This window comes from Chryseobacterium phocaeense (genome assembly GCF_900169075.1).
Classification (GTDB): Bacteria; Bacteroidota; Bacteroidia; order Flavobacteriales; family Weeksellaceae; genus Chryseobacterium; species Chryseobacterium phocaeense.
Genome location: NZ_LT827015.1, coordinates 1,898,963 through 1,924,181, shown reverse-complemented (window position 1 = coordinate 1,924,181; position 25,219 = coordinate 1,898,963). Strand labels below are relative to the sequence as shown.

The 25,219-nt window shown below is 40.1% G+C and carries 21 protein-coding genes; 9 read left to right on the top strand and 12 right to left on the bottom strand.

The window, feature by feature from the left end; genetic code table 11:
* Nucleotides 1-385: 385 nt before the first annotated feature.
* The 8 genes from B7E04_RS15540 to B7E04_RS15505 all read right to left on the bottom strand — a co-directional run bounded on the left by B7E04_RS15540 (nt 386) and on the right by B7E04_RS15505 (nt 9,568).
* Complete coding sequence (locus B7E04_RS15540; protein WP_080779442.1) at nt 386-1,570, bottom strand: ATP-grasp domain-containing protein; 1,185 nt, start codon at nt 1,568-1,570, stop codon at nt 386-388.
* Between the two features lie 326 nt (nt 1,571-1,896).
* On the bottom strand, nt 1,897-2,730 hold the full coding sequence (locus tag B7E04_RS15535; RefSeq protein WP_080779441.1) for a type 1 glutamine amidotransferase: 834 nt from the start codon (nt 2,728-2,730) through the stop codon (nt 1,897-1,899).
* 35 nt (nt 2,731-2,765) lie between these two features.
* Nucleotides 2,766-3,884, bottom strand: coding sequence for a carboxylate-amine ligase (locus B7E04_RS15530; RefSeq protein ID WP_080779440.1), 1,119 nt, complete (start codon nt 3,882-3,884; stop codon nt 2,766-2,768).
* Between the two features lie 33 nt (nt 3,885-3,917).
* Nucleotides 3,918-4,871: an ATP-grasp domain-containing protein gene (locus B7E04_RS15525; RefSeq protein ID WP_062647379.1), complete on the bottom strand. Its 954-nt coding sequence runs from the start codon at nt 4,869-4,871 to the stop codon at nt 3,918-3,920.
* A gap of 61 nt (nt 4,872-4,932) precedes the next feature.
* Nucleotides 4,933-5,646 (bottom strand): alpha/beta hydrolase-fold protein, encoded by a 714-nt coding sequence (locus B7E04_RS15520; RefSeq protein WP_080779439.1) that lies wholly within the window; start codon nt 5,644-5,646, stop codon nt 4,933-4,935.
* A gap of 16 nt (nt 5,647-5,662) precedes the next feature.
* Nucleotides 5,663-6,886, bottom strand: a complete 1,224-nt coding sequence (locus B7E04_RS15515; RefSeq protein ID WP_080779438.1) for an ATP-grasp domain-containing protein — start codon at nt 6,884-6,886, stop codon at nt 5,663-5,665.
* Nucleotides 6,887-7,026: 140 nt separating this feature from the next.
* Nucleotides 7,027-8,442: a leucyl aminopeptidase family protein gene (locus tag B7E04_RS15510; protein ID WP_080779437.1), complete on the bottom strand. Its 1,416-nt coding sequence runs from the start codon at nt 8,440-8,442 to the stop codon at nt 7,027-7,029.
* A gap of 4 nt (nt 8,443-8,446) precedes the next feature.
* Entirely contained in the window at nt 8,447-9,568 is a 1,122-nt protein-coding gene (locus tag B7E04_RS15505; protein WP_080779436.1) for an alpha/beta hydrolase-fold protein, read from the bottom strand.
* 386 nt (nt 9,569-9,954) lie between these two features.
* Between B7E04_RS15505 and glgB the strand changes: the two genes are divergently transcribed.
* The 8 genes from glgB (at nt 9,955) to apaG (ending at nt 21,187) form a co-directional block, all read left to right on the top strand.
* A complete protein-coding gene (gene glgB / locus B7E04_RS15500; protein ID WP_080780711.1) occupies nt 9,955-11,901 on the top strand; it encodes a 1,4-alpha-glucan branching protein GlgB in 1,947 nt (648 codons plus the stop codon).
* Between the two features lie 54 nt (nt 11,902-11,955).
* A complete protein-coding gene (locus tag B7E04_RS15495) occupies nt 11,956-13,362 on the top strand; it encodes a glycogen synthase (protein WP_080780710.1) in 1,407 nt (468 codons plus the stop codon).
* A gap of 5 nt (nt 13,363-13,367) precedes the next feature.
* Nucleotides 13,368-13,907: an FEKKY domain-containing protein gene (locus B7E04_RS15490; protein ID WP_080779435.1), complete on the top strand. Its 540-nt coding sequence runs from the start codon at nt 13,368-13,370 to the stop codon at nt 13,905-13,907.
* A gap of 14 nt (nt 13,908-13,921) precedes the next feature.
* Nucleotides 13,922-15,190, top strand: a complete 1,269-nt coding sequence (locus B7E04_RS15485; protein ID WP_080779434.1) for a glucose-1-phosphate adenylyltransferase — start codon at nt 13,922-13,924, stop codon at nt 15,188-15,190.
* A gap of 250 nt (nt 15,191-15,440) precedes the next feature.
* Nucleotides 15,441-16,481 (top strand): SRPBCC domain-containing protein, encoded by a 1,041-nt coding sequence (locus B7E04_RS15480; protein ID WP_080779433.1) that lies wholly within the window; start codon nt 15,441-15,443, stop codon nt 16,479-16,481.
* Nucleotides 16,482-16,605: 124 nt separating this feature from the next.
* On the top strand, nt 16,606-19,422 hold the full coding sequence (locus B7E04_RS15475) for a 2-oxoglutarate dehydrogenase E1 component (protein ID WP_080779432.1): 2,817 nt from the start codon (nt 16,606-16,608) through the stop codon (nt 19,420-19,422).
* A 41-nt stretch (nt 19,423-19,463) separates the two neighbouring features.
* The gene (gene odhB, locus B7E04_RS15470; protein ID WP_062647358.1) at nt 19,464-20,720 is read left to right on the top strand and encodes a 2-oxoglutarate dehydrogenase complex dihydrolipoyllysine-residue succinyltransferase; all 1,257 of its coding nucleotides are present in this window, start codon (nt 19,464-19,466) and stop codon (nt 20,718-20,720) included.
* 80 nt (nt 20,721-20,800) lie between these two features.
* On the top strand, nt 20,801-21,187 hold the full coding sequence (gene apaG, locus B7E04_RS15465; protein WP_185117082.1) for a Co2+/Mg2+ efflux protein ApaG: 387 nt from the start codon (nt 20,801-20,803) through the stop codon (nt 21,185-21,187).
* Nucleotides 21,188-21,189: 2 nt separating this feature from the next.
* Here apaG and B7E04_RS15460 read toward each other — a convergent pair whose 3' ends face one another.
* The 4 genes from B7E04_RS15460 to B7E04_RS15445 form a co-directional block, all read right to left on the bottom strand.
* Nucleotides 21,190-21,825 carry a T9SS type A sorting domain-containing protein gene (locus tag B7E04_RS15460; RefSeq protein ID WP_080779430.1) on the bottom strand — a complete coding sequence of 212 codons (636 nt, stop codon included), beginning with the start codon at nt 21,823-21,825 and terminating at the stop codon, nt 21,190-21,192.
* 90 nt (nt 21,826-21,915) lie between these two features.
* Nucleotides 21,916-22,473: a 3'-5' exonuclease gene (locus B7E04_RS15455; RefSeq protein WP_080779429.1), complete on the bottom strand. Its 558-nt coding sequence runs from the start codon at nt 22,471-22,473 to the stop codon at nt 21,916-21,918.
* Nucleotides 22,474-22,690: 217 nt separating this feature from the next.
* Entirely contained in the window at nt 22,691-23,671 is a 981-nt protein-coding gene (locus B7E04_RS15450) for a glycosyltransferase family 2 protein (protein ID WP_080779428.1), read from the bottom strand.
* A 6-nt stretch (nt 23,672-23,677) separates the two neighbouring features.
* Entirely contained in the window at nt 23,678-24,562 is an 885-nt protein-coding gene (locus B7E04_RS15445; RefSeq protein WP_080779427.1) for a lysophospholipid acyltransferase family protein, read from the bottom strand.
* An 81-nt stretch (nt 24,563-24,643) separates the two neighbouring features.
* On the opposite strand from B7E04_RS15445, the gene B7E04_RS15440 reads away from it, so the two are divergent.
* A complete protein-coding gene (locus B7E04_RS15440) occupies nt 24,644-25,216 on the top strand; it encodes a thioredoxin family protein (RefSeq protein WP_080779426.1) in 573 nt (190 codons plus the stop codon).
* The last annotated feature ends 3 nt before the right edge of the window (nt 25,217-25,219 follow it).

The following is a 25,219-nucleotide window of genomic DNA, read 5'->3' as shown; positions in this document are numbered from 1 at the left end:
CGGCTGAATTTTTCAGCCGTTTTTGTTTTTTCTCTCGCGGATTAAGCAGATCCGTCAAATGTTTTTATGCATTAAATCTGCATCATCAGCTCAATCTGCGAAAGATTTTACATAAACATATTGGAAAAACGCAAAGACGCTAATTTTTTATCTGCTTTCTGCTGTTAAGGCGCAAGGATTTTATCTTCGATAAAATTGTATACCGCCGTCAATCCAAGGAATCAAGTAACCTTATTCATCACATCTGTCTTTGCTGAAAATCTTTGATTTTCTAGCGCCCTAAAACAGTTTATTTGTAAAAACCCTTGCGCCTTAGCGTTTTCCAACAAACCATAGATTAAATCTGCCGGATCTGCTTAATCCGCGAGAGATTTAAAATAAAAAATTATTCCTCCGCAAAAAACGCATTGGAACTTCCAATCCAGATCGCATCTTTTTTGTTAAAATCCACATTCACCATCGCAGCTTTGGTCATTCTTCCCAGGTTTTCAAGGAGAACGGGACGGTCTTCATTTTCATGCCAGATATAGAGAAGGCGGATTTCCGCTTTTGAAAATTCTCCGTTGATATCTTCAAAGATCGGTTCGTAGTTTACTTTTCGCTGCAGAATATAATTTTCTTTATCTTCAATAGCTTCCGTAATTTCTCTTGTTGGGTTCAGATTTACTCCGCTTCCGGCAAATGAAAATAAAGGTTTCAGTACAAAATTTTCAAGGTTTTCAGTGTCCGGAAACTCGTGGAGAAAGTAGCTTTTCGGAACAAACTGATGATTCAGCATCGGAAGAAGGTACTTTGAGATCTTAAAGAACCAGTTAGGGTGGGTGATCCATTGTACATCAAGTTCGTCACGGAAATCAAAGCCTGCTTTTAAGTCGGGAATCCTGTCCAGCTCATCAAAAATCACACGGTTGTAGATTCTTTTGATTTCAGTAGGCTTTCCATCGTTTTCATAGAATAATTTTTTGCCTTCTTTTTTCACTTTGGTCAGACATACGGTTTTAATTCCTAATAATTTCTCCGTTAAGGCGAAATCAATGGCTGTTTTCTGTTTCTCAGGAAATATTTCAAGCAGGATAACATGTTGAGGGTTTTCTTCCCCTATGATCAGTTTTTTTAAATGATTTTTAAAATCATCATGGGGCATTTTGTTTTTAATTTCCGAAAGAAAAGGATACACCTCGCAGAACGTATCCTCAAAAGTCTTTTGAAAGGCATACAGAGACGGAAAGGCCTGAAGCTCTATAAGCTGTGGCTCAATTGCTCCGTTATCGCTGCGGCAGATGCCGAAATCAATGGTGAAAAAGTGGGGCTGACAGGTATCATTGAGAACCCTGCAGTTATCGGGAACAGCTTTATAGAGGACTTCAGCAGGAAGTTCTTTAATCTGGTCTATAATGCTTTCGCTGGCATCCAGAAGTTTGTTTTTAAACTCATTCGTAAGGAAAAGTGGGCTTTCTGAAATTCTGAAGGCCGGTTCTATGCCTCCTTTTTGTGCCAGGGATTCTTTAAGCTGGCTGTATTTTTCCTGTGAAAACTCCTGATTGAACTGTTTTCTGTATTTCGGGATCATATTTTTTCTTTGTGATTTGATTTTAAAAAATCGAGCATTTCTGCCCGATTTAATTGTTTTTTATTGTTTTAACGTAATTCCGGAATAAAATATTAATATAAAAACCGAATAATTTTTACCACAAAAGGCACAAAAGATTTAAACACTTTAGGTCACTTAAGCTGGTTTAAAATAATCCTGTGTAAAAAAGGTCACATAAGATGAAAATCAAAGATTTTCAAATTCTTAAGTGTTCTTCTCTTCGATTAGAATCATTGCTTATTTTACATAAGTGTTTAAATCTTTTGTGTCTTTTGTGGTTTATATTATAATTTCACGTTTTTTCTTTAAGCTAAAACCTCACATCCCTTCAAGATGTTTTTTTTTGCGGATTGAAGGAATCTCGGCAGGATCTGGCTTCTGGTAAGGATGATCTTGTCTTCATCGTCAATTCTGTCTACGGTTTCAAGATATTTCTCCATTCCGAAGTTCTCGATCATCGCTTCTTTATTTTTCTCGTCCTTAAGATTTTCAATCATGCCTTTTGGATCAGCTTCCGGATGAAACTGGGTTCCGAATATTTCATCTGAAAACCGTACGGCCATAACCGCTCTTTCCAGGTTGATATGCGGTCTGAATTTCTCAATAGCCGTGATTTTCATTCCCAGTTCTTCAAAACGTGCCATATCCGGCTCAATAAATTGATACGCCCTGGAATCTACCGCGTAGAAAGGGTCCTGAAGATTTTTGAATAAAAACTCCTGCTCGCCTTCTTCCGTTTTGTGAACCGGCATTACTCCGAAAGAATAGGATCTTCTTTTGCAGATATTTCCCAGTTTCCAGTGAATGCTTGCCAATTGGAATGAATGGCAGATCAGGAACAGGTATTTTTTATCTTCATGATACTGGTTGTGCTCCAGGACACCATCCAGAAAAGCGGCATAGCGTTCTTCCCATTCAAGACCTTCCCGGTGTGGATTCCCCGGTCCGCCTGAAGAAATAAAGATATCGAAATCATTGATGTCAGGCATTTCATTTTTGAACCTTACGTCAAATGTTTCAATAATTACATTTTCCTCAGAGCTTTGCTGGAATGCTTCCGAGATCTCTTTAATATTTCTAAAGCCTTGATTCACATGGTTGTTGTTCATGTCAATCAATGCAATTCGAATATCTTTCATACTACTTCATATTTTTTGCAAAGTTACCAAAAATATTATGAAGCGTTTCCTTCATGTGTTATGCCATACTCTGTTTCAGAGATCATATAGTCTACTACTTTGGTAAGATCGCCGGTCTCACGGAAAACTTTAAGCTGTCTGTCGGCTCCTGTTCCGTTTTCCAGAATGGTCCAGGCATATTCCACTTCTTTTCTGCAGTCGAGTTCATCCACCACATCATCAATGAATTCCAGTAATTCCTTAAGAAGATGCGGATAAGGAACGGATTCCTCTTTCCCGAAATCAATCAGATGGGCTTCAATACCGCTTTTGGATGCTCTCCATTTGTTTTCGTTCAGCAATAATCTTCTGTAGCTTCTGAAACTTAAGTTCTGCTGGTGAAGTTTATAGATTTTCGCGACTAAACTTTGCATAATGGCCGCCATACAAACCGTTTCGTCTATCCTTAAAGGCATATCACAAATCCTGAACTCAATCGTAGGGTAGAACGGATGGACCCGCAGATCCCACCAGATTTTCTTGGCATTGTCAATGGTTCCGGTTTTTACAAGAAGGTCTACATAGCTGTCAAATTCAGCTAATGAATTGAAATAACTTGGGATACCTGTCCTTGGAAACTTGACAAAAATTTCCTGTCTGTACGATTTGAAACCTGTATTTCTTCCTATCCAGAAAGGGGAATTGGTTGAAAGCGCATAAACGTGCGGAAGGAAATAACGCATCACATTCTGAATTCTTACGCCTTCTTCACGGTTGGGAATTCCGATATGAACGTGAAGCCCGAAAATCAAATTTCCGCGGGCAACATCTCCCATATCATCTACAATTTTGTTGTAACGTTCACCGTTCGTGATCGTATTATGTTCCCAGTTCGAAAAAGGATGGGTTCCGCCTCCTGATACCCGAAGTCCCTGTTCATGGGCGGTATTGATCAGATGTCTTCTCAGGTTGGTCAGTTCGGCTCTGGCTTCTTTAATATTCTGGCAGATGCCGGTTTCCATTTCAATCATGGATTCATGCATTTCGTGCTTTAAATTCTCACTTAAAACCGCTTTACCGCCTTCAATGATTTTGGAAACATGAGATATTAAGTCTCTGCTTTCAACATCAATGATCTGATATTCTTCTTCGATTCCAATAGTAAATTGATGCATTTTTTTTTCGTGTTTTTTTATTTTTTTCAAAGGTTATTTTACGGAGTCTTTTACAAACGTACCCCAGGAAATATTAGGCGTTCCGGGAACGTATTCTTTAGCTTTTTCAATGGCAAGCTTAGCAGCATGCTCTACAATCCATGCAAAGTTTTCTTCACCTACAGAGTTTTTATCAGCATCAGGAGCAGGATTACAGAAATCTATTGCATACGGAATCCCGTCTCTGATCGCAAACTCTACGGTATTGAAATCATAGCCAAGCGCTTCATTCATTTTTATGGTATAGTCATGAATTGTTTTCAGCAGTTTTTCAAGATCTTCTCCCTGGGTCTGATGCGTGGTGGCATATCTCAGGTGATGAGGGTTACGCGGTTCGTAAGGCATAATGTGGACATATTTTTTACCCAGACAATACACCCTGTAGTAATCGTCAAAAACAATTTCTTCCTGCACCATCATTACCAGCTGTTCGGTTTCGCTTAATTTATCCCAAAGGTCTTCCGGATTTTCCACACGGTATACGCTTTTCCATCCGCCGCCGTCATGAGGTTTCATATAAGCGGGAAAACCGACATAGTTAAAAATATATTCCCAATCGTGAGGGAATTTCAGGTTTCTGAACGATGTTTCTGAAGTATCCGTAGGCCTTTCGTGTGAAGGCAGCAATACCGTCTTAGGAAGCGGAATTCCCAGTTTTGTCATTAATGCATTATTGAAAAACTTTTCATCTGCACTCCACCAGAACGGGTTATTGATAACATAAGTGCCGTTAAGCGCTGCATTTTTAAGATACGCTCTGTAGAAAGGAACATCCTGTGAAATTCTGTCGATAATCACCGCATACCCATAATCAGCACCCTGCTCAAGTTTGTCGATATTTACTGCTTCAGCAACAACTTCTCCGCCGCCCAGCTCGTTCACCTTATCGATAAATGCCCAAGGAAACGTATCTTCCATACCGAATAGAATTCCCACTTTTTTTGCCATAATTTTTGTTTTTAAAATTGGTGTGTGTATAATTAATTTGTGTTATTAAATGTACAGTTTTTTAAGAAAAAAATGTACCGATAAATGTCGGAAATACCATTCTCCATAACGGCCAGTCATGATTGATCCATTTTCTTTCGTCATACCAGAAGTCAATCCCTTTTACACTCAGTATTTCTGCCATTTCAATATTTTTATCTTTGCAGATATCCTGATCAGAGGTGCTCAGAACAATGTGCATATGCTTGTATTTCCAGGCTTCATCATTCCTTACAAATTCCCTCGGACAATTGAAATATACCAGCTCATCCGAATATCCGTCCATGAAATTTCTTATGCTGAATGCTCCCGAAAGGCAAAACAGATGGGAAACCACATCCGGAAACCTGAATGCAAAATTGGCTGCATGATATCCGCCAAAGCTTGCTCCGGCCACAGCTACACGGTGGGTTTTGTGGATCTTCTGGATGTACGGTACAAATTCCTGAATCAGGAACTGCACATACAGTTCATAATTTTTTATTCTGCTCTGAGGCGAAATCTTGTCATCATAAAAACTCCAGCCGTCGATGGTCTGAACATTGTAAAGCTTCACTTTCCCCTGTTCTATAAACCAGTTGATGCTTCCGTTAAGGTGGAAATCATGATTTTGAGTGTACTGGCCCTGAGAAGTAGGAAACATAATGATGGGATGTCCGTAATGTCCCGTAACTTCTACTTTAAGGCTTGTTCCTAATATATTTGAGTAATAATCTGTATGTTCTATATGCGGCATTGATGTATTGCTTTTGTTATGGTTTTTTTAATTTAGTAAGGTTTGTTTTGGGCGGAAGGATATTCAGCATGTCAGCCTGTATTTTTTCGGCAGCACTGTCGAGCCTTTCCTGGATCACTTCCGGATCGCTTGATTTGTAAACAATTCCTACGTGATGATCAATGGGAAGGAACTTCACTACTTCTTCACTTTCAAAGGTGCTGTAGTCGGGCTCTTTGTCTTTGATCAGGGCTACGATCAGACCGGAATAATAGCCGGTAGGCTTAGCTGTTTCATAATGGTTTCCACGAAGCAGAGCGTCTTCAATTCTGGCCCACTCTCGCCAGATATTAATGTTGCTGGATGCTTCCACGAGGTCCGGAATATGCGCACCTCCCACTCTGGAGGAGGTTTCCAGGAAATACCATTTCCCGTCTGCTTTTCCGCGGATAAATTCGGTGTGGGTGGCTCCGTTAAGCAGTCCGAAACTGGACAGAACTTTGGTATTCGCTTCATCCAGGGCTTTGAATTCTTCAGAATATCTTCCTAATGTTTTTGATCGGAATACACCGCCTTCATGAGAAACCTGCATAGGGGGAGCAAGATATTTGGAGGCTGATGTGAACACAATTTCTTTATTGAATGTCAGGCTGTCTACATGATAAACATCTCCCGGTTTAAAGCTTTCCAGTAAAAACAGGTGTCTTTCGTCACCCAAGGCTTCCAGCTCGTCCCAGAGTTCATCTTTGGAAGAAAACTTTTTTATTCCTGATGCGGATGCTTCCGATCGTGGTTTCAATACCCACGGAGCCGGAACTTTATCTACAAAGCTGTTGACTTCATCATTATTAAAAACAGCGGTAAATTCCGGGACACTGATCCCCGAATCTTTCGCTTTCTGGCGCATAGCCAGCTTGTCTCTGAAGTACCGGTGGGTAGTTTGCCCCATCCCCGGAATGCGGAAAGTTTCCCTGATGAGTGCTGCTTTTTCCACATCATAGTCATCCAGTGCCACTACGGCATCTACTTTTCTGGTTTTCATAAGATGAGAGAATCCCTGGATGAGATGTTCCAGATTCCAGACCGACGGTCTTAATTCAGCCATATAAAATACCTCGTCAATAGCATGCCACGGCCAGTTTTTTTCTTTCAGGCTTTCCGAGGTGACCAAAATAATTTTATTACCGAGCTTCTTCATTTCATCCATGAAGTCATAGCCCTTATAATAGCATGAAATACACACTATGATTTTCTCCTCCATATAATGTTTTTTAATTTTTAGTAAATTATCAAAAATAAAAGCAAATTTCTATTGATTAATTAATGTTAAAAATAGAAATAACATGCGTTTTTGAAAATGTACACTCAAGTATACAGAGAAATTTTGTAAAAAACTAATTTTTACTGATAATTTTCAATTAAATCGGCCAGTAATTGTACTCCATAGCCGGTTGCTGCTTTTTCCTTAGCATATCCCATACTTCCAAAGGCAACCCCTGCAATATCCAGATGGGCCCATTTTGGGTGGTTTTCTGTAAACTGTTCGAGAAATTTGGCGGCAATAATACAGTCCCCGATAGGCTTCATGGAGATGTTCTTAAGGTCGGCCACATCAGACTGGATGTCATCTTTCCAGATGTCCCATAAAGGCAGGTTCCAGACCCTCTGATTGGTTTGGTCTCCGGTTTTTATTAACCGGTTTTTCAATTCTTCATTATTTGAAAACATCGCACCGCAGGTATCCCCGAACATTCTCACGGAGCTTCCGGTAAGGGTAGCAAGATCGATAAGAAAATCCGTCTTGTAATTTTTGGCAAGATAAGACAGGCCGTCTGCAAGGATCATTCTGCCTTCCGCATCGGTATTGAGAACCTCAATGGTTTTTCCGTTATATGCTGTAATGACGTCGCTCGGCAGGAAAGCCTTTTCAGAAATGGCATTGTCTGTGATAGGAAGCACTGCCACAATATTTACGGGAAGATTCATTTCTGCGGCATAGATCAAGGCTCCGATAACCGCTGTGGCGCCACCCATGTCAGATTTCATATAATGCATATTGGTATGGTCTTTCAGTGAAATACCTCCTGTGTCAAAAAGAACACATTTTCCTACCAGTCCAAATGTTTTAGCATTCTTAACGGAAGTTTTATATTCGATGATTGTGAAAGCGGCATCATAAGCACTTCCCTGATTGACCGACAGGTAAGCTCCAAGTCCCAGCTCTTCACATTTTTTTCTGTTGAAGACCGTATATTTAAAATCATATTTTTTGGCTAAATTTTTTAAATATGAACTTAAGATATCAGGCTTTTTAAGATTGGCAGGCTTATTCAGCCATTCCTGACACGCGGTTTGCCCATTGGTCAGTGCTTCCGCTTTTGAAAGGACGGCATCTAATTTTTTCTGACTAAAATTTTCAAAATGAATTTCAAACTGAGGATTCCAGAACGCATGCTTTCGATCAAAAGGATAGGTGTAAGTTCCCAGCAGCAATCCTTTGATAAATTCTTCAAACTGTTTTTCATTCATGAAATCTGCCAGTACGAGGGTCGGAGTAGTCTGAAGTTTATCTTTCTGGGTCTGGGAGAATTTAACGGCTACCTGCTGGATTTCAAAATTCTGCAGGGTTGATTTTCCTAACCCGATCATATAAATAATGCTGTCTTCATCTGCCTGGATAAAAACTTCATTTTTTTTTCCGGAAAACAGGGTAGCAAGATTTTTATGGTGCTTTTTTCTTGCTTTTTCCCAGGCTTCTTCGGTGAAAAGCTGAAAGATCTGGGTATAGTTTTTATTTTTTTTGTTGATTAATTTCATAAGTTTAATTTTTAATACTCTGTTGCTGTGGCTTTACTTCTACCGGGTTTTCCGTATTGTCATAAAACAGCCATTCAATAGCTCTCGGAAACTCCTGAGACCAGTAGAACTCACTGTGTGTACCTTCCGGGTTGATGCTGGTCCTGAATTCAAAATCAAAAAGATTTTTCTTTTCCCAACGCTTCAGATACTCTTCAAAAACATGGATTCTTTTTACCATTTTAGAACCTTCCTGGCCGCCTCCGTAGAGGTAGATCTTTGTTTTGAAAGGCACCCTGAAGCTCATCATAGGGAAGTTATTATTAGGTTCCACCCAAAGTGATGGTGAGAAGATCAGAAGCTTGGAATATACTTCAGGATATAAGAATCCGCTGTAAATGCTGATCAGTGCACCTAAAGAGCTACCCCCAATCCCCGTATTCTCCCGGTCTTTCTTTGTGCGGTAGTGTTCATCCACAAAAGGTTTTAAGGTATCCGTAATGAAGCGGATGTATTTTTTTCCTTCAGAGCCGTTTGCTACATTGTCATTATCAAAAATATACTCATTGATGCGTTCCTCGCTCCCATGTTCTATTGCGATAATAATAACGTCACCACGCCCGTATTCGGCAAGGATAGACAGCTTTTTGTCGATTTCCCAGTTGCCGTAGCCGCTTCCTTCATTGAAAAGATTCTGGGCATCCTGAAGATAGAGGACTGGGTAGCTTTTGTCCGATACATAATAATCATAGGGGAGTACAGCCCATATCTTGCGGTAACGTTCCAGCTGCGGAATATAAAATTCCTCCGAAATAACTTCAGCGATCGGAAAAAACTCTTTTTTGAACGGACCCCAGTTGAGTCTCCACTTTTCAATACTGTCAGATGTTTTTCCTGCTGTTTTTTGCGCTTTGCGGTTGGGGGTAATACTTCCGTATTTATCCAGTTCTACATTTTCCCAGCCTCCTTTGGTGAATTTGTATTCTACCGTGTCCGGAAGAACCTGGTCATCTATTTCTATAAAGTAGGAGTGTGGATCCAGCTGTTTAAGCTGATAATTGCGGTCTCTGGGGTTCCAGTTGTTGAAATTTCCGGTGATATACACCGCTCTGTCGTCGCTTTCTTCTGTATAAAGTTCAAACCTCATCGTATGTGTTTAATATAATTGGGTAGCTAAATTTATAAAAAAGATTGTTTTAAAATCATAAAAAAATAAATGTAAAAAATAATATATTTGATTAATCTGCCTAAAATTGAAGAATTGATGGATGGAAGCAGGAGGATGGAAGAGTGAAGCTATTGAAGTAGAAATAATAGCTACCAGATAGTTTATCGCTATCCTTGTCAAGGTTTGGAACCTTGACAAGGATAGCGCCCGGTAGCTTCCATCCTCCTTCTTCCATCTTCCAACTCGCTCTGATTTTCGTTCCCAAACTAACGTTAATTAACATAATAATAATTTGATTAATTATTAACCGTTATTGCACGGAATTTTCGTAGTTTCAGAGAAAAATAAAGTACAACGTTATCTTGATGAATTCTGTAAAAACCTATACGCTGTTCACAGACCACGATGTCTACCTTTTTAAGGAAGGAAGGCATTATAAGCTGTATGGGAAATTCGGAGCGCATTCTGTAGAAAAAGATGGGCTGAAAGGCGTCTATTTTTCGGTATGGGCTCCCAACGCAAAAAAAGTTTCTGTCATCGGAAATTTCAATAACTGGAATCACAAGGATCATATTCTGTTCCCGAGATGGGACGGATCAGGAATTTGGGAAGGCTTTATTGCCGGGCTCACCTGGGGTACTTTGTATAAATATGCGGTAGAAACTGCCAGAGGTGAAATTCTTGAAAAAAGTGATCCCTATGCTTTAAGTTGGGAGCAGAATTTGCAGGCTGCATCATTGGTTTCCACCACCTGGTATGAGTGGGGTGATGAAGAATGGATGGAAAAACGCTGGAAAATAAACAGTCTGGATGCCCCATTATCTGTTTATGAGCTTCATTTGGGTTCATGGGTCAGGGAAGGCAGTGCACCGGACAGATATTTAAACTACCGTGATATTGCAGGAAAACTGGTTCCTTATGTAAAAGAAATGGGTTTTACCCACGTAGAGTTCATGCCGGTAATGGAATATCCGTATGATCCGAGCTGGGGCTATCAGATTACGGGATTTTATGCTGCAACTTCAAGATTCGGATCACCGCAGGATCTGATGTATCTGATTGATCAGCTGCATAAAAATGACATTGGCGTGATTCTGGATTGGGTACCTTCACATTTTCCGGGGGATGCCAACGGGCTGCACCGTTTTGACGGTTCTTATCTTTATGAACACGAAGATCCCAGAAAAGGCTTTCACCCGGACTGGAAATCCTATATTTTCAATTATGGAAGAAACGAAGTCAAATCTTTCCTGATTTCCAATGCCATGTTCTGGCTCACACGCTATCACGCAGACGGGCTTCGTGTGGATGCGGTTACTTCCATGCTTCATCTTGATTATTCCAGGAATGAAGGGGAGTGGGAACCCAATATTGAAGGCGGAAATGTAAACCTGGAGGCTAAAGCTTTCCTTCAGGAATTCAATACGGCGGTGTATAAAGAATTCGGAGACAGCATCATCACCATAGCGGAAGAAAGTTCTGATTTTCCATTGCTTACAAAACCCGTTCATGACGGAGGGGTAGGCTTCGGAATGAAGTGGATGATGGGCTGGATGCATGATACTTTGGACTATTTCAAGGAATATCCGGAAAACCGGAAATACCATCACCATAAAATCACTTTTGCATCCGTGTATATGTATAATGAGAATTATATGATGCCTTTGTCTCATGATGAAGTGGTTCACGGAAAAGCAAGCCTGATCTATAAAATGCCGGGTGACGAATGGCAGAAATTTGCCAATCTCCGCGCCCTGTATGTCTATATGTATACCCATCCGGGAGCCAAGCTGCTCTTTATGGGAGATGAATTTGCACAGACCGGAGAATGGAATTTCACCAGAAGCCTCGATTGGCATTTGCTGCAGTATCCGGTACACAAAGGAATGCAGAATTTGGTCAAAGACCTGAACCATTTGTACAGGGATGAATCTGCCTTATATGAAAATCAGTTTGATAAAAACGGTTTTGAGTGGGTCGAAGCAGACGACCTGGAAAATTCTGTGTATGTTTATCTCAGAAAGGGCAAGAGAAGGGATGATGTGTTGATGGTGGTTTTAAATTTAAAACCGGAAGTTCTGGACTACACCATCGGGGTGAATGCAGGGACCCATTGGGAAGTTGTTTTTAATTCTGACGATGAGCAATACAGCGGAAGCGGGATTCAGGCTGAAATTCTGAATGAACGGTACGAAGATTGGATGAGACATCCCAAAGCGGTGACCTTAAAGCTTCCTCCGCTGGCAGGAATTATTTTGCGCCAGAAAAAAGATAAAAAGTATAAATTACACCGAATAAAACATAAAAAGTAATACTAATGCTGACGTCCGAAAATGAAAAGAAAGAATACAAATGAAACTAAAACAATGGTAATATATCACTTAAGTACAGAATGTTATCCGGTAGCAAAAGTAGGGGGTCTTGCGGATGTTGTAGGAGCACTGCCCAAATATCAGAATAAAATAAAAGGAATAGAAGCTAAGGTAGTGATGCCTTGGTACAATAAGCCTTTCGTTCACGAGCATGAATTTGACATTGTTTTTGACGGTTTTATCCATCAGGGGGAAAATATGCTGCAGGTACAGGTGTTGAAGGAAAAAACAGATGCTTTGGGATTTGAGCTGTATATGGTGAAAATTCCGGGTCTGCTGGACCGGGATAACCCTTATGGCTATCAGGATGAAAGCTACCAGTTTCTGGCATTCCAGCATGGTGTACTGCATTGGCTGAGTGCGATGAAGATCCGTCCGGATGTATTGCATTGCCACGATTATCATACGGGATTGGTGCCATTTATGACCAAACATTGTCCGGAATTTGAATTCCTGAATGGGGTAAAGACCATCGGAACCATCCACAACGGAGAATACCAGGGAATGATGAGCTGGAATATGGCTAATTATATGCCTTCCTTTGATTCCTATAAATGGGGCTTAATGGACTGGAACGGCTATATGAACCCGCTTGCCAGCATGATCAAATGTTCGGATGCTTTTACGACGGTGTCCGAAGGCTATCTGGAAGAGCTTTTCATCAGTTTCCGGGGGCTTGAAAGCCTGGTGCGTGAAGAATTCGGGAAAGCTTATGGAATCATTAACGGAATTGACACGGAAGTCTGGAATCCTGAAACAGACCCGATGCTGGATTTTAATTTTAATGTAAAAAATGCGGTAGCGCAGAAGAAGAAAAACAAAGAAAAACTTTGTAAAGAATACGGTTTGAAACCCGAGCTTCCTCTTTTCGCTTTCATTGGAAGATTTGCCACGGAAAAAGGAGCAGATTTTCTGCCGGATGTGGTGTGGAGAAGTATTAAACAGAGCTATGGTGCTTTAAATATTATGATTTTAGGTTCCGGGAACAGCTATATTGAAAATAAACTTAAGGAATATCAGCATACCTACACCAATTTTGCATTGGATCTGGGGTATAAAGAGCATCTTTCCCACAAGATATACGCTTCTGCAGATTTCCTGCTGATGCCGTCAAGAGTGGAACCTTGCGGATTGAATCAGATGTATTCCATGAGGTATGGTACGGTTCCTGTAGTAAGGTACACCGGAGGGCTCCGGGATACTGTGGAAGATATTTCTACCGGAGGGGCAGGACTGAATTTTACCTATCCGGGAGTAGATGATATTGTCCATGCGATGAACAGAGCGCTGGCAATTTATAACCAGAAAGGCGTGATGGAAGACCTTATCCAGGCCAATATGAATTTTGATTTTGCATGGGAGAAATCTGCAGAAAAATATATAGCTTTATACAATAACTGATACATATGAAATTTTCCGGTTTTCTTCTGATGGCAATGACCGTTCTTTTTTCATGCAAAAAAGAAGATCAGGGCAGTTATCATGGAGAATATTACTGGATTTATACGTATGGATATCCAAACATGGATTTTTTCGAGGCAGCAGAAGGAGTTTCAGAAAAATGGAAAATTAAATACCATGCTGTTTCCGGATGTATGATTGATCAGAAACTGATGGACAGCGTGGATATACAAAATAAAAAGACCTATACAGCCATTGAAGAAAAATTGGGAAAAGGCTGGAGAGAGAAATACAATAATGATATTGATAATTTCATGATGAAGAAAGTAGATGTAATGGATGTTCTGATCACCAATAAATTATTCAGAGATGAACTTAAAAAGCATTATATTGAGATCTATAATCTGGATAAAGAAGTGTTTGAACTTAATGACCAGGGTGAGTTTAAAGTCATTGTTTACAATAATGACCTCAGATATGAAAATAAAGAATGCTTTAGATTAGCAGTAAATACCAAGAATAGAACAGTAAATTTAATACAATAAAACGCAATATACTTATGAAACGAAATGTAATCTCCATTGTTTTGGGAGGCGGCAGAGGGACAAGATTATTCCCGTTGACATATTCGAGATCAAAACCGGCAGTTCCTATTGCAGGAAAATACAGGTTGGTAGATATTCCTATTTCCAACTGTCTGAACTCGGGGCTGAATAAGATTCTGGTACTAACCCAGTTTAATTCAGCTTCTTTGAACTCACATATCAAAAATTCGTATCACTTCGATATTTTCAGCAAAGGCTTTGTGGATATCCTGGCGGCCGAGCAGAATGTGGAAAATGAAAGCTGGTACCAGGGAACGGCAGATGCGGTGCGTCAGTCTATGAAGCACCTGGAAAAGTATGATTATGACTATATCCTGATTCTTTCCGGAGACCAGCTGTATCAGATGGATTTCAGGGAAATGCTGGATTTTCATATTGAAAACGGAGGTGATCTCACCATTGCCACCATTCCCGTCGTTGCAAAAGATGCTACAGGCTTCGGAATCCTGAAATCTGATGATGAAGGGAATATCACTTCTTTCTACGAAAAACCGGAATACGATATACTGGATGGCCTGAAATCCGAAGTTTCCGAAGAAAATAAGCACAAAGGAAAAGAATACCTGGCTTCAATGGGAATCTATATTTTTACGAGAACAATCCTTAAAAAAATGTTTGATGAAGGGGCAGGGGATGATTTCGGAAAGGATATTATTCCTAATTCCATAGGGAAGTACAAAACATTGAGCTATCAGTATGAAGGATACTGGACAGATATAGGAACCATAGAGTCTTTTTATGAAGCGAATCTTGACCTTTGCCAGGATCTTCCGCAGTTTAACCTGTTCTCTTCTTCACCTATCTATACCAGGGCAAGGATGCTTCCACCTTCAAAAATCAACGGTTCTTATGTAAGCAAAGCCGTTTTTGGAGACGGCTGCATCATCATGGCGGATAAGATTGAAAACTCCGTGATCGGAAACAGAACCAGAATCGATAAAGGAAGCACCATTGTAAATTCCTACGTTATGGGTGCCGATTTTTACCAGAATACCACAGAAATTGTCCTCAACGACAGAAACGGACGTCCTAATATGGGGATCGGAAAATACTGCTATATTGAAAAAGCAATTCTTGATAAAAACTGTTATATCGGAGATAATGTAAAGATCATCGGCGGAAAACACCTTCCGGATGGAGATTACGGAACCCATTCCGTTCAGGATGGCATCGTAGTGGTCAAAAAAGGAGCAGTGCTTCCTTCAGGAACACATATAGGATAAGAAGGAAGCTGGAAGCTGGATGAGGGACGTACTGAAGCTGAAAAGAATCACTCAGATTGTTCCTAATAACTTTTAAACTTTGTTTAAACAGTTAATTTAAGACTAAAAATCAATTAAGTCAGGATATAAACTTCCATCTTCCCTCATCCATCTTCCTGCTTTAAACTTCAATCCGGTTAATGAGTGTTAAACATAAAACTAGAGTGATCAACATATTGGTCACTTTTTTTATTTGTATTACTTTTGTGTGATGCGTTTTTTTAAAATTACAGCCCTGATTCTTGTTCTGCTGGTAGGAGCTTATGCTGCTTCCATGTATTATTTCGTGGATGAAAATAAAGATTTCAAAATTGAAAAAGAGATTGATTATCCGCTGGATAAGGTCTTTTCCCAGTTTAATAATCTCCAGCATTTCACCCGCTGGAACAATTTTTTCACGAGCTCACCGACTATCGATATAGATTACTATACTCCGTACGAAGGGCAGGGAAGCGCCATCAGCTATGTAGATCCGAAAAATGATACAGACGGGGAAATGTTCATCCGGTATGAAAATCCTGCCAAAAGCCTCAGATACCAGCTTTTTGAAGACAGAAACGAGAACCCTACCGTAGTGGATGTTCAGTTTAAGCCGGTGTCTGCAGAAAGAACAAAAATAACCTGGCATGTGCATACTCCCAAACTTTCTGTGCTGAGAAGGGTGGAGAATTTCTGGACGGAAGACCGGTTCGCAGAAAATATCGATAAAAGCATGGTGAATCTCAAGAACGTGCTGGGCAATAAAGTGGAAAAAGACAACCAGATGGCTTCCATCAAATACGACAGTCTGATGGTGGAAAATGAAGAGGATAAACTGCTTTTGGGGATCAATGTAAGTGCATCCAACAAGAAAGAAGCACTGTACAAAAATATCGTGATGAATTACAGTAAGATTTATAACTATATCACGATGGATCTGGGTAAAAAAGACGATGAATTCGGCTTTCCGGTACTGATCACCGATGCGGATAACTATAAAGACAAAGAGGTTTCCTATTTCCTGGGAATTCCGCTTTCAAAAAAGTTCGGGGTTACGGACAATAATTTCAGTTTCCGGACGGTAAATCCATCCCAAAATTACGTGATCTATTACAAAGGAAATTACGAGGGCAGAATTCGGGCAGTTCAGCAGCTGATTCAGAAGGCGAAAAAAGACGAAATGCGCTTCGGAGATATCCGTCAGACCTTTATTGAACGTCCCGTTGAAGGGCAGGAAGTAAATATGAAGCTCTCATTATCAGTGTTTAAGTAATTTTTTTTTGATTATTTTTTTCTTAATATTTTTTAACGGTCTCAGGCTGTCTTAACTCGGTTTTTTTTATTAAATTTGAAGATTAATTCTACAAATAAATTTTAATAATAGATAAACTGTAATAATGGACAGATTTTCATTCCTAAACGCAGCTCATTCTCAGTTAATTGAGGATTTATACCAACAGTACTTAAAATTCCCGGATTCTTTAGAGCCTTCATGGAAAGCCTTTTTTCAAGGTTTCGATTTTGCTTTGGAGAACTATGGAGATGATGATAACATTCAATACATCCAGGCTCCGGCCAATGCTGCTCCTGCAGTACAGCAAATCTCTCAGGCAGTAGCCGGAGGAGAAGTTCCTGAGCACATCAAGAAAGAGTTTAAGGTAGTTAACCTTATCGAAGCTTACAGAACGAGAGGGCACCTGTTTACCAAAACAAACCCGGTTAGAGAAAGAAGACACTATACACCGACCTTAGACATTGAAAACTTCGGTCTGAGCAAGGAGGATTTAAATACAAAATTCAACTGTGCTGTTGAAACAGGAATGAAAGAGCCTGCCACACTACAGGAACTGATTACTCACCTTGAAAACATCTACTGCGATTCTATCGGGGTGGAATATACATACATCAACAACGTTGAAGAAAAAGATTTCATTAAGAAGTGGCTTCAGGTGAACGAAAATCACCCGAGTCTTTCCGCGAATGAAAAAACTGAGATTTTATTAAAATTAAATCAGGCGGTTGCTTTTGAAAATTATCTTCACACAAAATTTGTAGGCCAGAAAAGATTCTCACTGGAAGGAGGTGAAACGTTGATTCCTGCTTTGGATCAGCTGATTTCAAGATCTTCACAGCTGGGAGTGGATGAAGTGGTATTGGGAATGGCCCACAGAGGAAGACTGAATGTATTGACCAATATTTTCGGAAAATCGTACAAGCAGATCTTCTCGGAATTTGAAGGAAAAGAGTTTGAAGAGGATGTGTTCTCAGGGGATGTTAAATATCACTTAGGATCATCTAAAATTGTAAAAACAGCTTCCGGTGAAGAAGTGGCGATCAACCTTACCCCGAACCCGTCTCACCTTGAAACGGTAGCTGCCCTTGTAGAAGGGATCTGTCGTGCGAAAATTGATGATAAATACAAAGGTGACGGTTCTAAAATCTTACCGATTGTTATTCACGGTGACGGTGCGTTAGCTGGTCAGGGTATTGCTTATGAAGTGGCTCAGATGATGACCCTTGAAGGATACAGAACGGGCGGAACGGTTCATATTGTAGTGAACAACCAGGTTTCCTTTACCACGAACTATGCTGATGCCAGATCTTCCACTTATTGTACAGATATCGCAAAAGTAACGGAATCTCCGGTAATGCACGTTAATGCAGACGATGCCGAAGCAGTGGTTCACGCCATGCATTTCGCAGCAGATTTCAGAGCGAAATTTGGAAAAGATGTTTATATTGACCTTTTAGGATATAGAAAATACGGGCATAACGAAGGTGATGAGCCAAGATTTACGCAGCCTAACCTGTATAAATTAATCTCAAAACACCCGAACCCGAGAGAAATCTACAAAGATAAATTATTGAAGGACAGCATTACGTCCAATGATCTTATCGCAAAAATGGAAACTGAATTCAAAGCGCTTTTAGATAAAGACTTTGATGCTTCCAAAGAGATCGAGAAGAATGTTATGGATGTATTCATGGCGGACGACTGGACCAACTACCCAATCGGGAAAAGGGGGGCTGTTCAGCTTCCTGTAGATACAAAATATGACCTGGCGAAGCTGAAAGAGCTGGCAGTTAAAATGTCAACTCTTCCTGCTGACAAAAAGTTCATCAATAAGATCACGAGATTATTCGAAAACCGTCTGAAGGCTATCGATGGAAATTCACTGGACTGGGCACTTGGAGAATGGCTGGCTTATGCTACGCTTCTTGTAGAAGGGCACAATGTAAGAATATCCGGAGAAGATGTGGAAAGAGGAACATTCTCCCACAGACATGCGGTAGTGAAAACAGAAGATACCGAAGAAGAATATATCCCGTTAAGACATATTTCAGAAAGCCGATTTGATGTATACAACTCGCACCTTTCAGAATATGGGGTATTAGGTTTTGACTATGGATATGCCATGGTTTCCCCTAATACACTGACCATCTGGGAAGCGCAGTTCGGAGACTTTGTGAACGGTGCTCAGATCATCGTAGACCAGTATCTGGCTGCTGCAGAAGAAAAATGGAAAATCCAGGACGGATTGGTGATGTTATTGCCTCACGGTTCAGAAGGTCAGGGGGCAGAACACTCTTCAGCAAGATTAGAAAGATTCTTAACGCTTTGTGCGAACGAAAATATGGTGGTTGCTAATGTGACTTCACCAGCCAACTATTTCCACTTATTAAGAAGACAGCTTAAATGGTCATTCAGAAAACCGTTGATCGTAATGAGCCCTAAATCTTTATTGAGACACCCGAAAGTGGTTTCTCCGCTTGAAGATTTTGCGAATGGTGCATTCCAGCCGGTATTGGATGATCCTGCAGCAGATGCTAAAAAAGTAGAAAAACTGGTGCTTTGTTCCGGTAAATTATACTTCGAGTTATTAGCGAAGAAAGAAGAGCTTAACTGTGAAAATATTGCACTGGTAAGACTGGAGCAGCTGTATCCGCTTCAGGCTGATGCTATAGACGCTATCTTAAGTAAATATGACAGCAGAACACAGTTGATCTGGGCCCAGGAAGAACCTGAAAATATGGGAGCATGGTCTTATATCCTGAGAAACTTCAGAGATACAGGAATCCAGGTAGTAGCTCCGGTACCAAGCGGTGCTCCGGCTCCGGGTAGCCACAAAATGTTTGAGAAGAGCCAGAATGCTGTGATCAACAGAGTTTTCGACAGAGATGATGCACCTGTAAAAAGACCCGTTACCGTATAATTAAGAATAATATTCAATTAAAAAAATAAAAAATACTCAATATGTCAGTTTTAGAAATGAAAGTTCCTTCACCGGGAGAATCCATTACAGAAGTTGAAATTGCAACTTGGCTTGTGAAAGATGGTGATTATGTAGAAAAAGATCAGCCTATCGCAGAAGTAGACTCAGATAAAGCAACTCTTGAATTACCTGCTGAACAAAGCGGTGTGATTACGCTAAAAGCAGAAGAGGGTGATGTAGTACAGGTTGGCCAGGTAGTTTGTTTAATTGATATGGATGCTGCAAAACCTGCAGGAGCAAGTGCACCTGCTGCTGAAGCTCCAAAACAGGAAGAAGCGCCGAAAGCTGCTGAACCGGCTAAACAGGAGGCTCCAAAACCTGCTGCTCCGGCTGCTGCTGCACAAACTTATGCTACGGGAGCTCCATCTCCTGCTGCTAAAAAGATCCTTGATGAAAAAGGTATCGAAGCCGGACAGGTTTCAGGAAGCGGAAGAGACGGAAGAATCACTAAAACGGATGCAGAACTGGCTGCAGTTCCTGCATTGGGAGGAAGCCCTCTTACAGCAACAGGTTCAAGATCTACAACTACTACCAAGCTTTCAGTTCTAAGAAGAAAAATTGCTCAGAGATTAGTATCTGTAAAGAATGAAACAGCGATGCTGACTACTTTCAATGAAGTGGACATGTCTGAAATCTTCAGATTAAGAAAGCTGTATAAGGAAGAATTCGCTCAGAAACATGGAGTAGGACTTGGTTTCATGTCTTTCTTTACAAAAGCGGTAACAAGAGCCTTACAGATGTATCCGGATGTAAACGCATCTATCGACGGAGATTTCAAAGTAAACTATGATTTCTGTGATATTTCAATAGCAGTTTCAGGTCCTAAAGGATTAATGGTTCCTGTGTTGAGAAATGCAGAAAACATGTCTTTCGGATCTATTGAAGCCAACATTAAGGACCTTGCGACTAAAGTAAGAGACGGGAAGATTACAGTAGATGAAATGACGGGAGGTACATTTACCATTACAAACGGAGGTACTTTCGGATCTATGATGTCTACTCCAATTATCAACCCTCCTCAGTCTGCAATCCTCGGTATGCACAACATTATCCAGAGACCGGTAGCGGTTGACGGGCAGGTGGTGATCAGACCAATGATGTATGTGGCTATGTCTTATGACCACAGAATTATCGACGGAAAAGAGTCTGTAGGATTCCTTGTAGCGGTAAAAGAAGGTATCGACAATCCTGTTGAAATACTAATGGGAGGTGACGAAAGAAAAGGCCTTGGACTATAAAATTTAATAAAATTTTAAGATAACTTATAATCTCGCCTTAAAAAGGCGAGATTTTTGTATTTATTATAAAAACTAAAGTGATGTTCTCAAAAGTGACTTCCAATATCAGAGTTTCAGTAATACCTGAATATGATAGTAAAAACAGTTATCCTTCCGAAAACCGTTACGTTTTTAAGTACAATATTACCATAGAAAATGACGGAAGCTTTCCTATTAAAGTACTGAAAAGGAAATGGCTCATCTTTGATGTAGGTTTTGGATACACAGAAATTACAGGTGATGGTGTGATCGGATTAACACCGGAGGTTTCCATAGGTGAAAATTTCTCTTATTTTTCCAATGTGATGCTCCGGTCCGGAGTAGGCAGTATGAGCGGAAAATACCTTGTTAAAAACCTGGATACCCAAGAAACTTTCGAGATAGAGATCCCAAAATTCAACCTGTTGTCTGAAGTGTTAAGCAACTAGTATTATTCTTTGAGGAATTGATGTCTGCTTATTCCTTTCGGGGATTTGATTTCCAAAAAATACCCTCCTTTGGGCAGGCTGGAAACATCTATTTTGTCATCTGTAGAATTTTGCTGGATGAGTTTTCCTTCGGAACTATAAACTTTAATCCATTCAATGCTATCAGTGGCTTCTATTCCGATAAAACCATTTTTTACAGGATTTGGATAAATTTTTACGGCGGTATTTTTTACTGTAGTTTCTTTCGTTCCCAGAACTCCGCTGTCATAAAAAGCCTGGTCTCCAAGATGATTGGTAGCGACTAAATTTTTTGTATTTCCCGAATAGGTAATCTGGTAATTATGCTGTGTGGAATTGAATGCAAAATAATTCGTGTATTGATTGAAAAAACTAATGTTTTCAGGGATTGTACATGTTTGATTGGCTCCTGCACCATAGGTCCAGAAAGCAAAGCTGTTTGGTGTAATTTCCGTCAGATAGATCATCCCCCAGATACTGGCCCCACATACAGGGCTGCTCATGTTGGTGGTTGCCGGTGATCCCGGAGTGGGAGTGAAGGTCATCGTAGGAGAACCCATCTCACTGTTCTGGGGAAGCATATAGGAGGTATTGTTTTTACCACTTTTCTCAGATACCATGTGGTATTGACTAGCTCTGAGCTTTGTGCCTGAAATAAGCTGCTGACAGTGAAGACAGCCGGAAGTAAAATTTTTTTCATGAAGTTGGTGTTATAGTTTTTTAATATATCTGTTTAAAAAAGAATCATGTATTTCTTCATTTTCGGTGATAATTAATTTTTCAAAAGCCAGGAGTGAAATTTTTGCACAAGCTTCCGCATCGTCACCCGCCCGGTGGTGATTCAGGCTGATCTGGTGATGCTCTGCCAGGTGTTTCAGTCCGTATCTGGGAAGGTAATTCCAAGATTTTTTAGCCAGCTGTATGCTGCACAGATAATTCAGTTTTGGGGTAAACATCCCGTAATGTTGAAAGCAGCCCCTTAAAACACCTGCATCGAAGCTTGCATTGTGGGCAATCATGAGGCTTCCGTACATCATTTCCTCCGCTTCATACCATATTTCATCAAAGGTAGGCGCATCCTTTACATCTTCAGGAGTAATTCCATGAACGTCAATATTGAATCTGCTGAAATAAGGGAAACTGGGTGGTTTGATCAGCCAGGTCCTCGTTTCCACGATTTTGGAATCCTGAACCACGCAAATTCCCATCTCGCATGCCGAGCTTTTTTCATGTGTTGCCGTTTCAAAATCTATTGCGCAGAAGTCCATTTTTTTGAGTGATAAGTTATGAGTTGTGAATGATAAGTTGCTGGTTGCGGGTTTTGTTTAATGTTCAGAAGTTCAGGGTTTAAAGTTTTTGAAGTTAAGGATTTTTCCCGTAAGCATAAAAAAGTTCTTTGATATTTCAGAGATTTGTATTTTCCCTAATCCCTAATCCCTAATCCCTAATCCCTAATCCCTAATCCCTAATCCCTAATCCCTAATCCTATTTCCTGCCACCTAAAAAATACTTAAAAATCAGCCATTCCGATTGGTAGAATTCAGTTTTCTGATGCTGCTGACGCAGTTTCCATGTTCCGGGAAGCTGGGCATAAAATCCAAAATGGGCCCTTACAACCGCCCAAAGGTGTGGAAATCCGTTTTTCAGGCCAAAATAGATTCCTGCAATTCCGTCTAAACACAATCTGAAAAAAATTAACCAAACCAATCTTGGAAAGGGAAGGTTTTTCAGCATCATGGAAAGGTTATTTCTGATGTTCAGATAGGTTTTCTGCGCGCTCTGCTTGTTCAGGGTTCCGCCACCTACATGATAGACCCTGGATTTTCCGGTATAGAAAATTTTCTTCCCGGAATTAATGAACCGCCAGCAAAGATCAATTTCTTCCTGATGGGCAAAAAACCGCTCATCAAATCCCTTTTGTTCCCAGAAATCCTTTGACCGGACAAAAAAACTGCAGCCTGATGCCCAGAAAATCTCCGTTTCATCATCATACTGTCCGTAGTCTTCTTCCAAATCATCAAATACACGCCCACGGCAGTAAGGATAACCCAGATTATCGATAAGGCCACCTCCTGCACCGGCAAATTCAAATTTGTTTTTATGATCAAAAGATAAAATTTTAGGCTGTATAGCGGCAATGGAAGAATCTTTCTCAAACAGGTCCAATACAGGATTGATCCAGTTTTCAGTAACCTCCACATCCGAATTGAGGAGGCAGTAATATTCGTTTTTAATTTCTTTTAAACCTTCATTGTAACCGCCTGCAAAACCATAATTCTTAGTGTTTTTAACTATTTTTACAACAGGGAATTGCTTCTGCACAAACGCTACAGAATCATCCGTGGAAAGATTGTCGATTACATAAATATCTGAATTTTCAGAAAAGCGGATAACACTGGGAAGAAATTTCTCAAGCCAGTTTTTACCATTCCAGTTCAGGATAACAACGGCTAATTTTTTAGACATCGGGATTTATTTTTTATCGCCATCAAAAGTTTTAATGGAGCTTTGATATTTCCATTTTCTGTGTGACCAAAGATAGTTGTCGGGACTTTTATGAAGGGTGTTTTCAAGAAGCTTATGGAATTTGTTGACCACTTCATGTTCTGTGAATTTTTCTCCGTCCGGATAAATTCTGTGGTAATTTACCTGGTAATAGCCCCGTTTTACCTTCTTCATTTCGCAGTAAATAAAGGCAAGGTCCATTCTGGTAGCCAGCTTATCATACCCGATGAATGCAGGAGTTCTCTGGTTCAGGAATTCCAGCCCGTAATTAACGTGCGCTACATGGGGCGTCTGATCAGCTACAAACATATAGGCAGATTCACCGTCATTTTTAGATCGGAAGATGTTCATAATCACCTCATTGGCCTCCAGTGCTTCATTTCCGAATTTGTTTCTTACTTTTTTCATCTGGTTTTCCCAGAAATCGCTGTTGACTTTTCTGTAAACAGGATGGCAGTGTTTCTGCGGGATAATGGTAGCAAGCGCATTGATCCATTCCCAGTTAAAGACATGCCCGGCCAGCAGGATAATGTTTTTGCCTTCTGCTTTTGCTTCATGAAACAGTTCCTGGTTGATATGCTGCATTCTTACGCGTGCTTCCGTTTCAGAAATACTGAAAGATTTTATGGTCTCTACCAGATAGTCTGAGAAATTAAGATAGAATTTCTTTCTGATGCCCGTGATTTCTTCTTCAGATTTTTCGGGAAAAGAATTACGAAGATTTTGAGTAATTACCTTTTTCCGGTAGCCTACAAGATAATAATTCAGGAAAAATATAACGTCCGAAAAAATATACAATACTTTAAGCGGAAGTTTTGAAATGAAATATAATATTTTGATAAGGAAATTCATAAAACATGCAAATCTAGTGATAATAAAATTATGGTTCTATTTTTGCTTGCAATAAGTGTTATTTTTTTTTATTTTTATGTTATGAAAAAATTGTCAATCATAGCTTTTCTGGGATTAAGCGCCATTGGTTTTGCCCAGAATACTACAATTGTTCCGGAAGGTAGAAAGAAGGATAACGCCCTTCTGGTAAAAGCTGACCATGCAGAACTGGACGCGAAGAAAAAAGCAGGAGAGGAAAAGGCAAAACTTCCCAAGCCGTATGACCCGAAATCCAATGCTGAAGCAGATATCAATACATTAATTGCCAAAGCAAAAAAAGAAGGGAAGAACGTCATGATCCAGGCCGGTGGAAACTGGTGCATCTGGTGTCTCCGTTTTAATAATTTTGTTCAGACCACGCCTGAGTTGAAGGAAACGGTAGATAAGAACTATGTATATTACCATTTGAATTATTCTCCTGAGAATAAAAATGAAAAAGTTTTTTCCAAATATGTTGATGTTAAAGAACAGCTGGGCTATCCGTTTTTTATTGTTCTCGATAAGAACGGAAAAGTGGTTCATGTGTTGAAAGACAGTTCGGTTCTGGAAGAAGGAAAAGGATATAGTAAGGAAAAAGTGAAAGAGTTCTTTAATCAGTGGGCTCCGAAATCATAAACA

Bases quoted from the DNA above. Each gene is read 5' to 3' on its own strand.
- B7E04_RS15490 (WP_080779435.1), top strand. From the start codon at position 13,368: ATGAAATTTTCCGGTTTTCTTCTGATGGCAATGACCGTTCTTTTTTCA.
- B7E04_RS15450 (WP_080779428.1), bottom strand. From the start codon at position 23,671: ATGTCTAAAAAATTAGCCGTTGTTATCCTGAACTGGAATGGTAAAAAC.
- B7E04_RS15455 (WP_080779429.1), bottom strand. From the start codon at position 22,473: ATGGACTTCTGCGCAATAGATTTTGAAACGGCAACACATGAAAAAAGC.
- B7E04_RS15530 (WP_080779440.1), bottom strand. From the start codon at position 3,884: ATGCATCAATTTACTATTGGAATCGAAGAAGAATATCAGATCATTGAT.
- apaG (WP_185117082.1), top strand. From the start codon at position 20,801: ATGTTCTCAAAAGTGACTTCCAATATCAGAGTTTCAGTAATACCTGAA.
- B7E04_RS15505 (WP_080779436.1), bottom strand. From the start codon at position 9,568: ATGAGGTTTGAACTTTATACAGAAGAAAGCGACGACAGAGCGGTGTAT.
- B7E04_RS15495 (WP_080780710.1), top strand. From the start codon at position 11,956: ATGGTAATATATCACTTAAGTACAGAATGTTATCCGGTAGCAAAAGTA.
- B7E04_RS15515 (WP_080779438.1), bottom strand. From the start codon at position 6,886: ATGGAGGAGAAAATCATAGTGTGTATTTCATGCTATTATAAGGGCTAT.
- odhB (WP_062647358.1), top strand. From the start codon at position 19,464: ATGTCAGTTTTAGAAATGAAAGTTCCTTCACCGGGAGAATCCATTACA.
- B7E04_RS15540 (WP_080779442.1), bottom strand. From the start codon at position 1,570: ATGATCCCGAAATACAGAAAACAGTTCAATCAGGAGTTTTCACAGGAA.
- B7E04_RS15535 (WP_080779441.1), bottom strand. From the start codon at position 2,730: ATGAAAGATATTCGAATTGCATTGATTGACATGAACAACAACCATGTG.
- B7E04_RS15440 (WP_080779426.1), top strand. From the start codon at position 24,644: ATGAAAAAATTGTCAATCATAGCTTTTCTGGGATTAAGCGCCATTGGT.
- glgB (WP_080780711.1), top strand. From the start codon at position 9,955: ATGAATTCTGTAAAAACCTATACGCTGTTCACAGACCACGATGTCTAC.
- B7E04_RS15475 (WP_080779432.1), top strand. From the start codon at position 16,606: ATGGACAGATTTTCATTCCTAAACGCAGCTCATTCTCAGTTAATTGAG.
- B7E04_RS15510 (WP_080779437.1), bottom strand. From the start codon at position 8,442: ATGAAATTAATCAACAAAAAAAATAAAAACTATACCCAGATCTTTCAG.
- B7E04_RS15460 (WP_080779430.1), bottom strand. From the start codon at position 21,825: ATGGTATCTGAGAAAAGTGGTAAAAACAATACCTCCTATATGCTTCCC.
- B7E04_RS15520 (WP_080779439.1), bottom strand. From the start codon at position 5,646: ATGCCGCATATAGAACATACAGATTATTACTCAAATATATTAGGAACA.
- B7E04_RS15445 (WP_080779427.1), bottom strand. From the start codon at position 24,562: ATGAATTTCCTTATCAAAATATTATATTTCATTTCAAAACTTCCGCTT.
- B7E04_RS15485 (WP_080779434.1), top strand. From the start codon at position 13,922: ATGAAACGAAATGTAATCTCCATTGTTTTGGGAGGCGGCAGAGGGACA.
- B7E04_RS15525 (WP_062647379.1), bottom strand. From the start codon at position 4,871: ATGGCAAAAAAAGTGGGAATTCTATTCGGTATGGAAGATACGTTTCCT.
- B7E04_RS15480 (WP_080779433.1), top strand. From the start codon at position 15,441: ATGCGTTTTTTTAAAATTACAGCCCTGATTCTTGTTCTGCTGGTAGGA.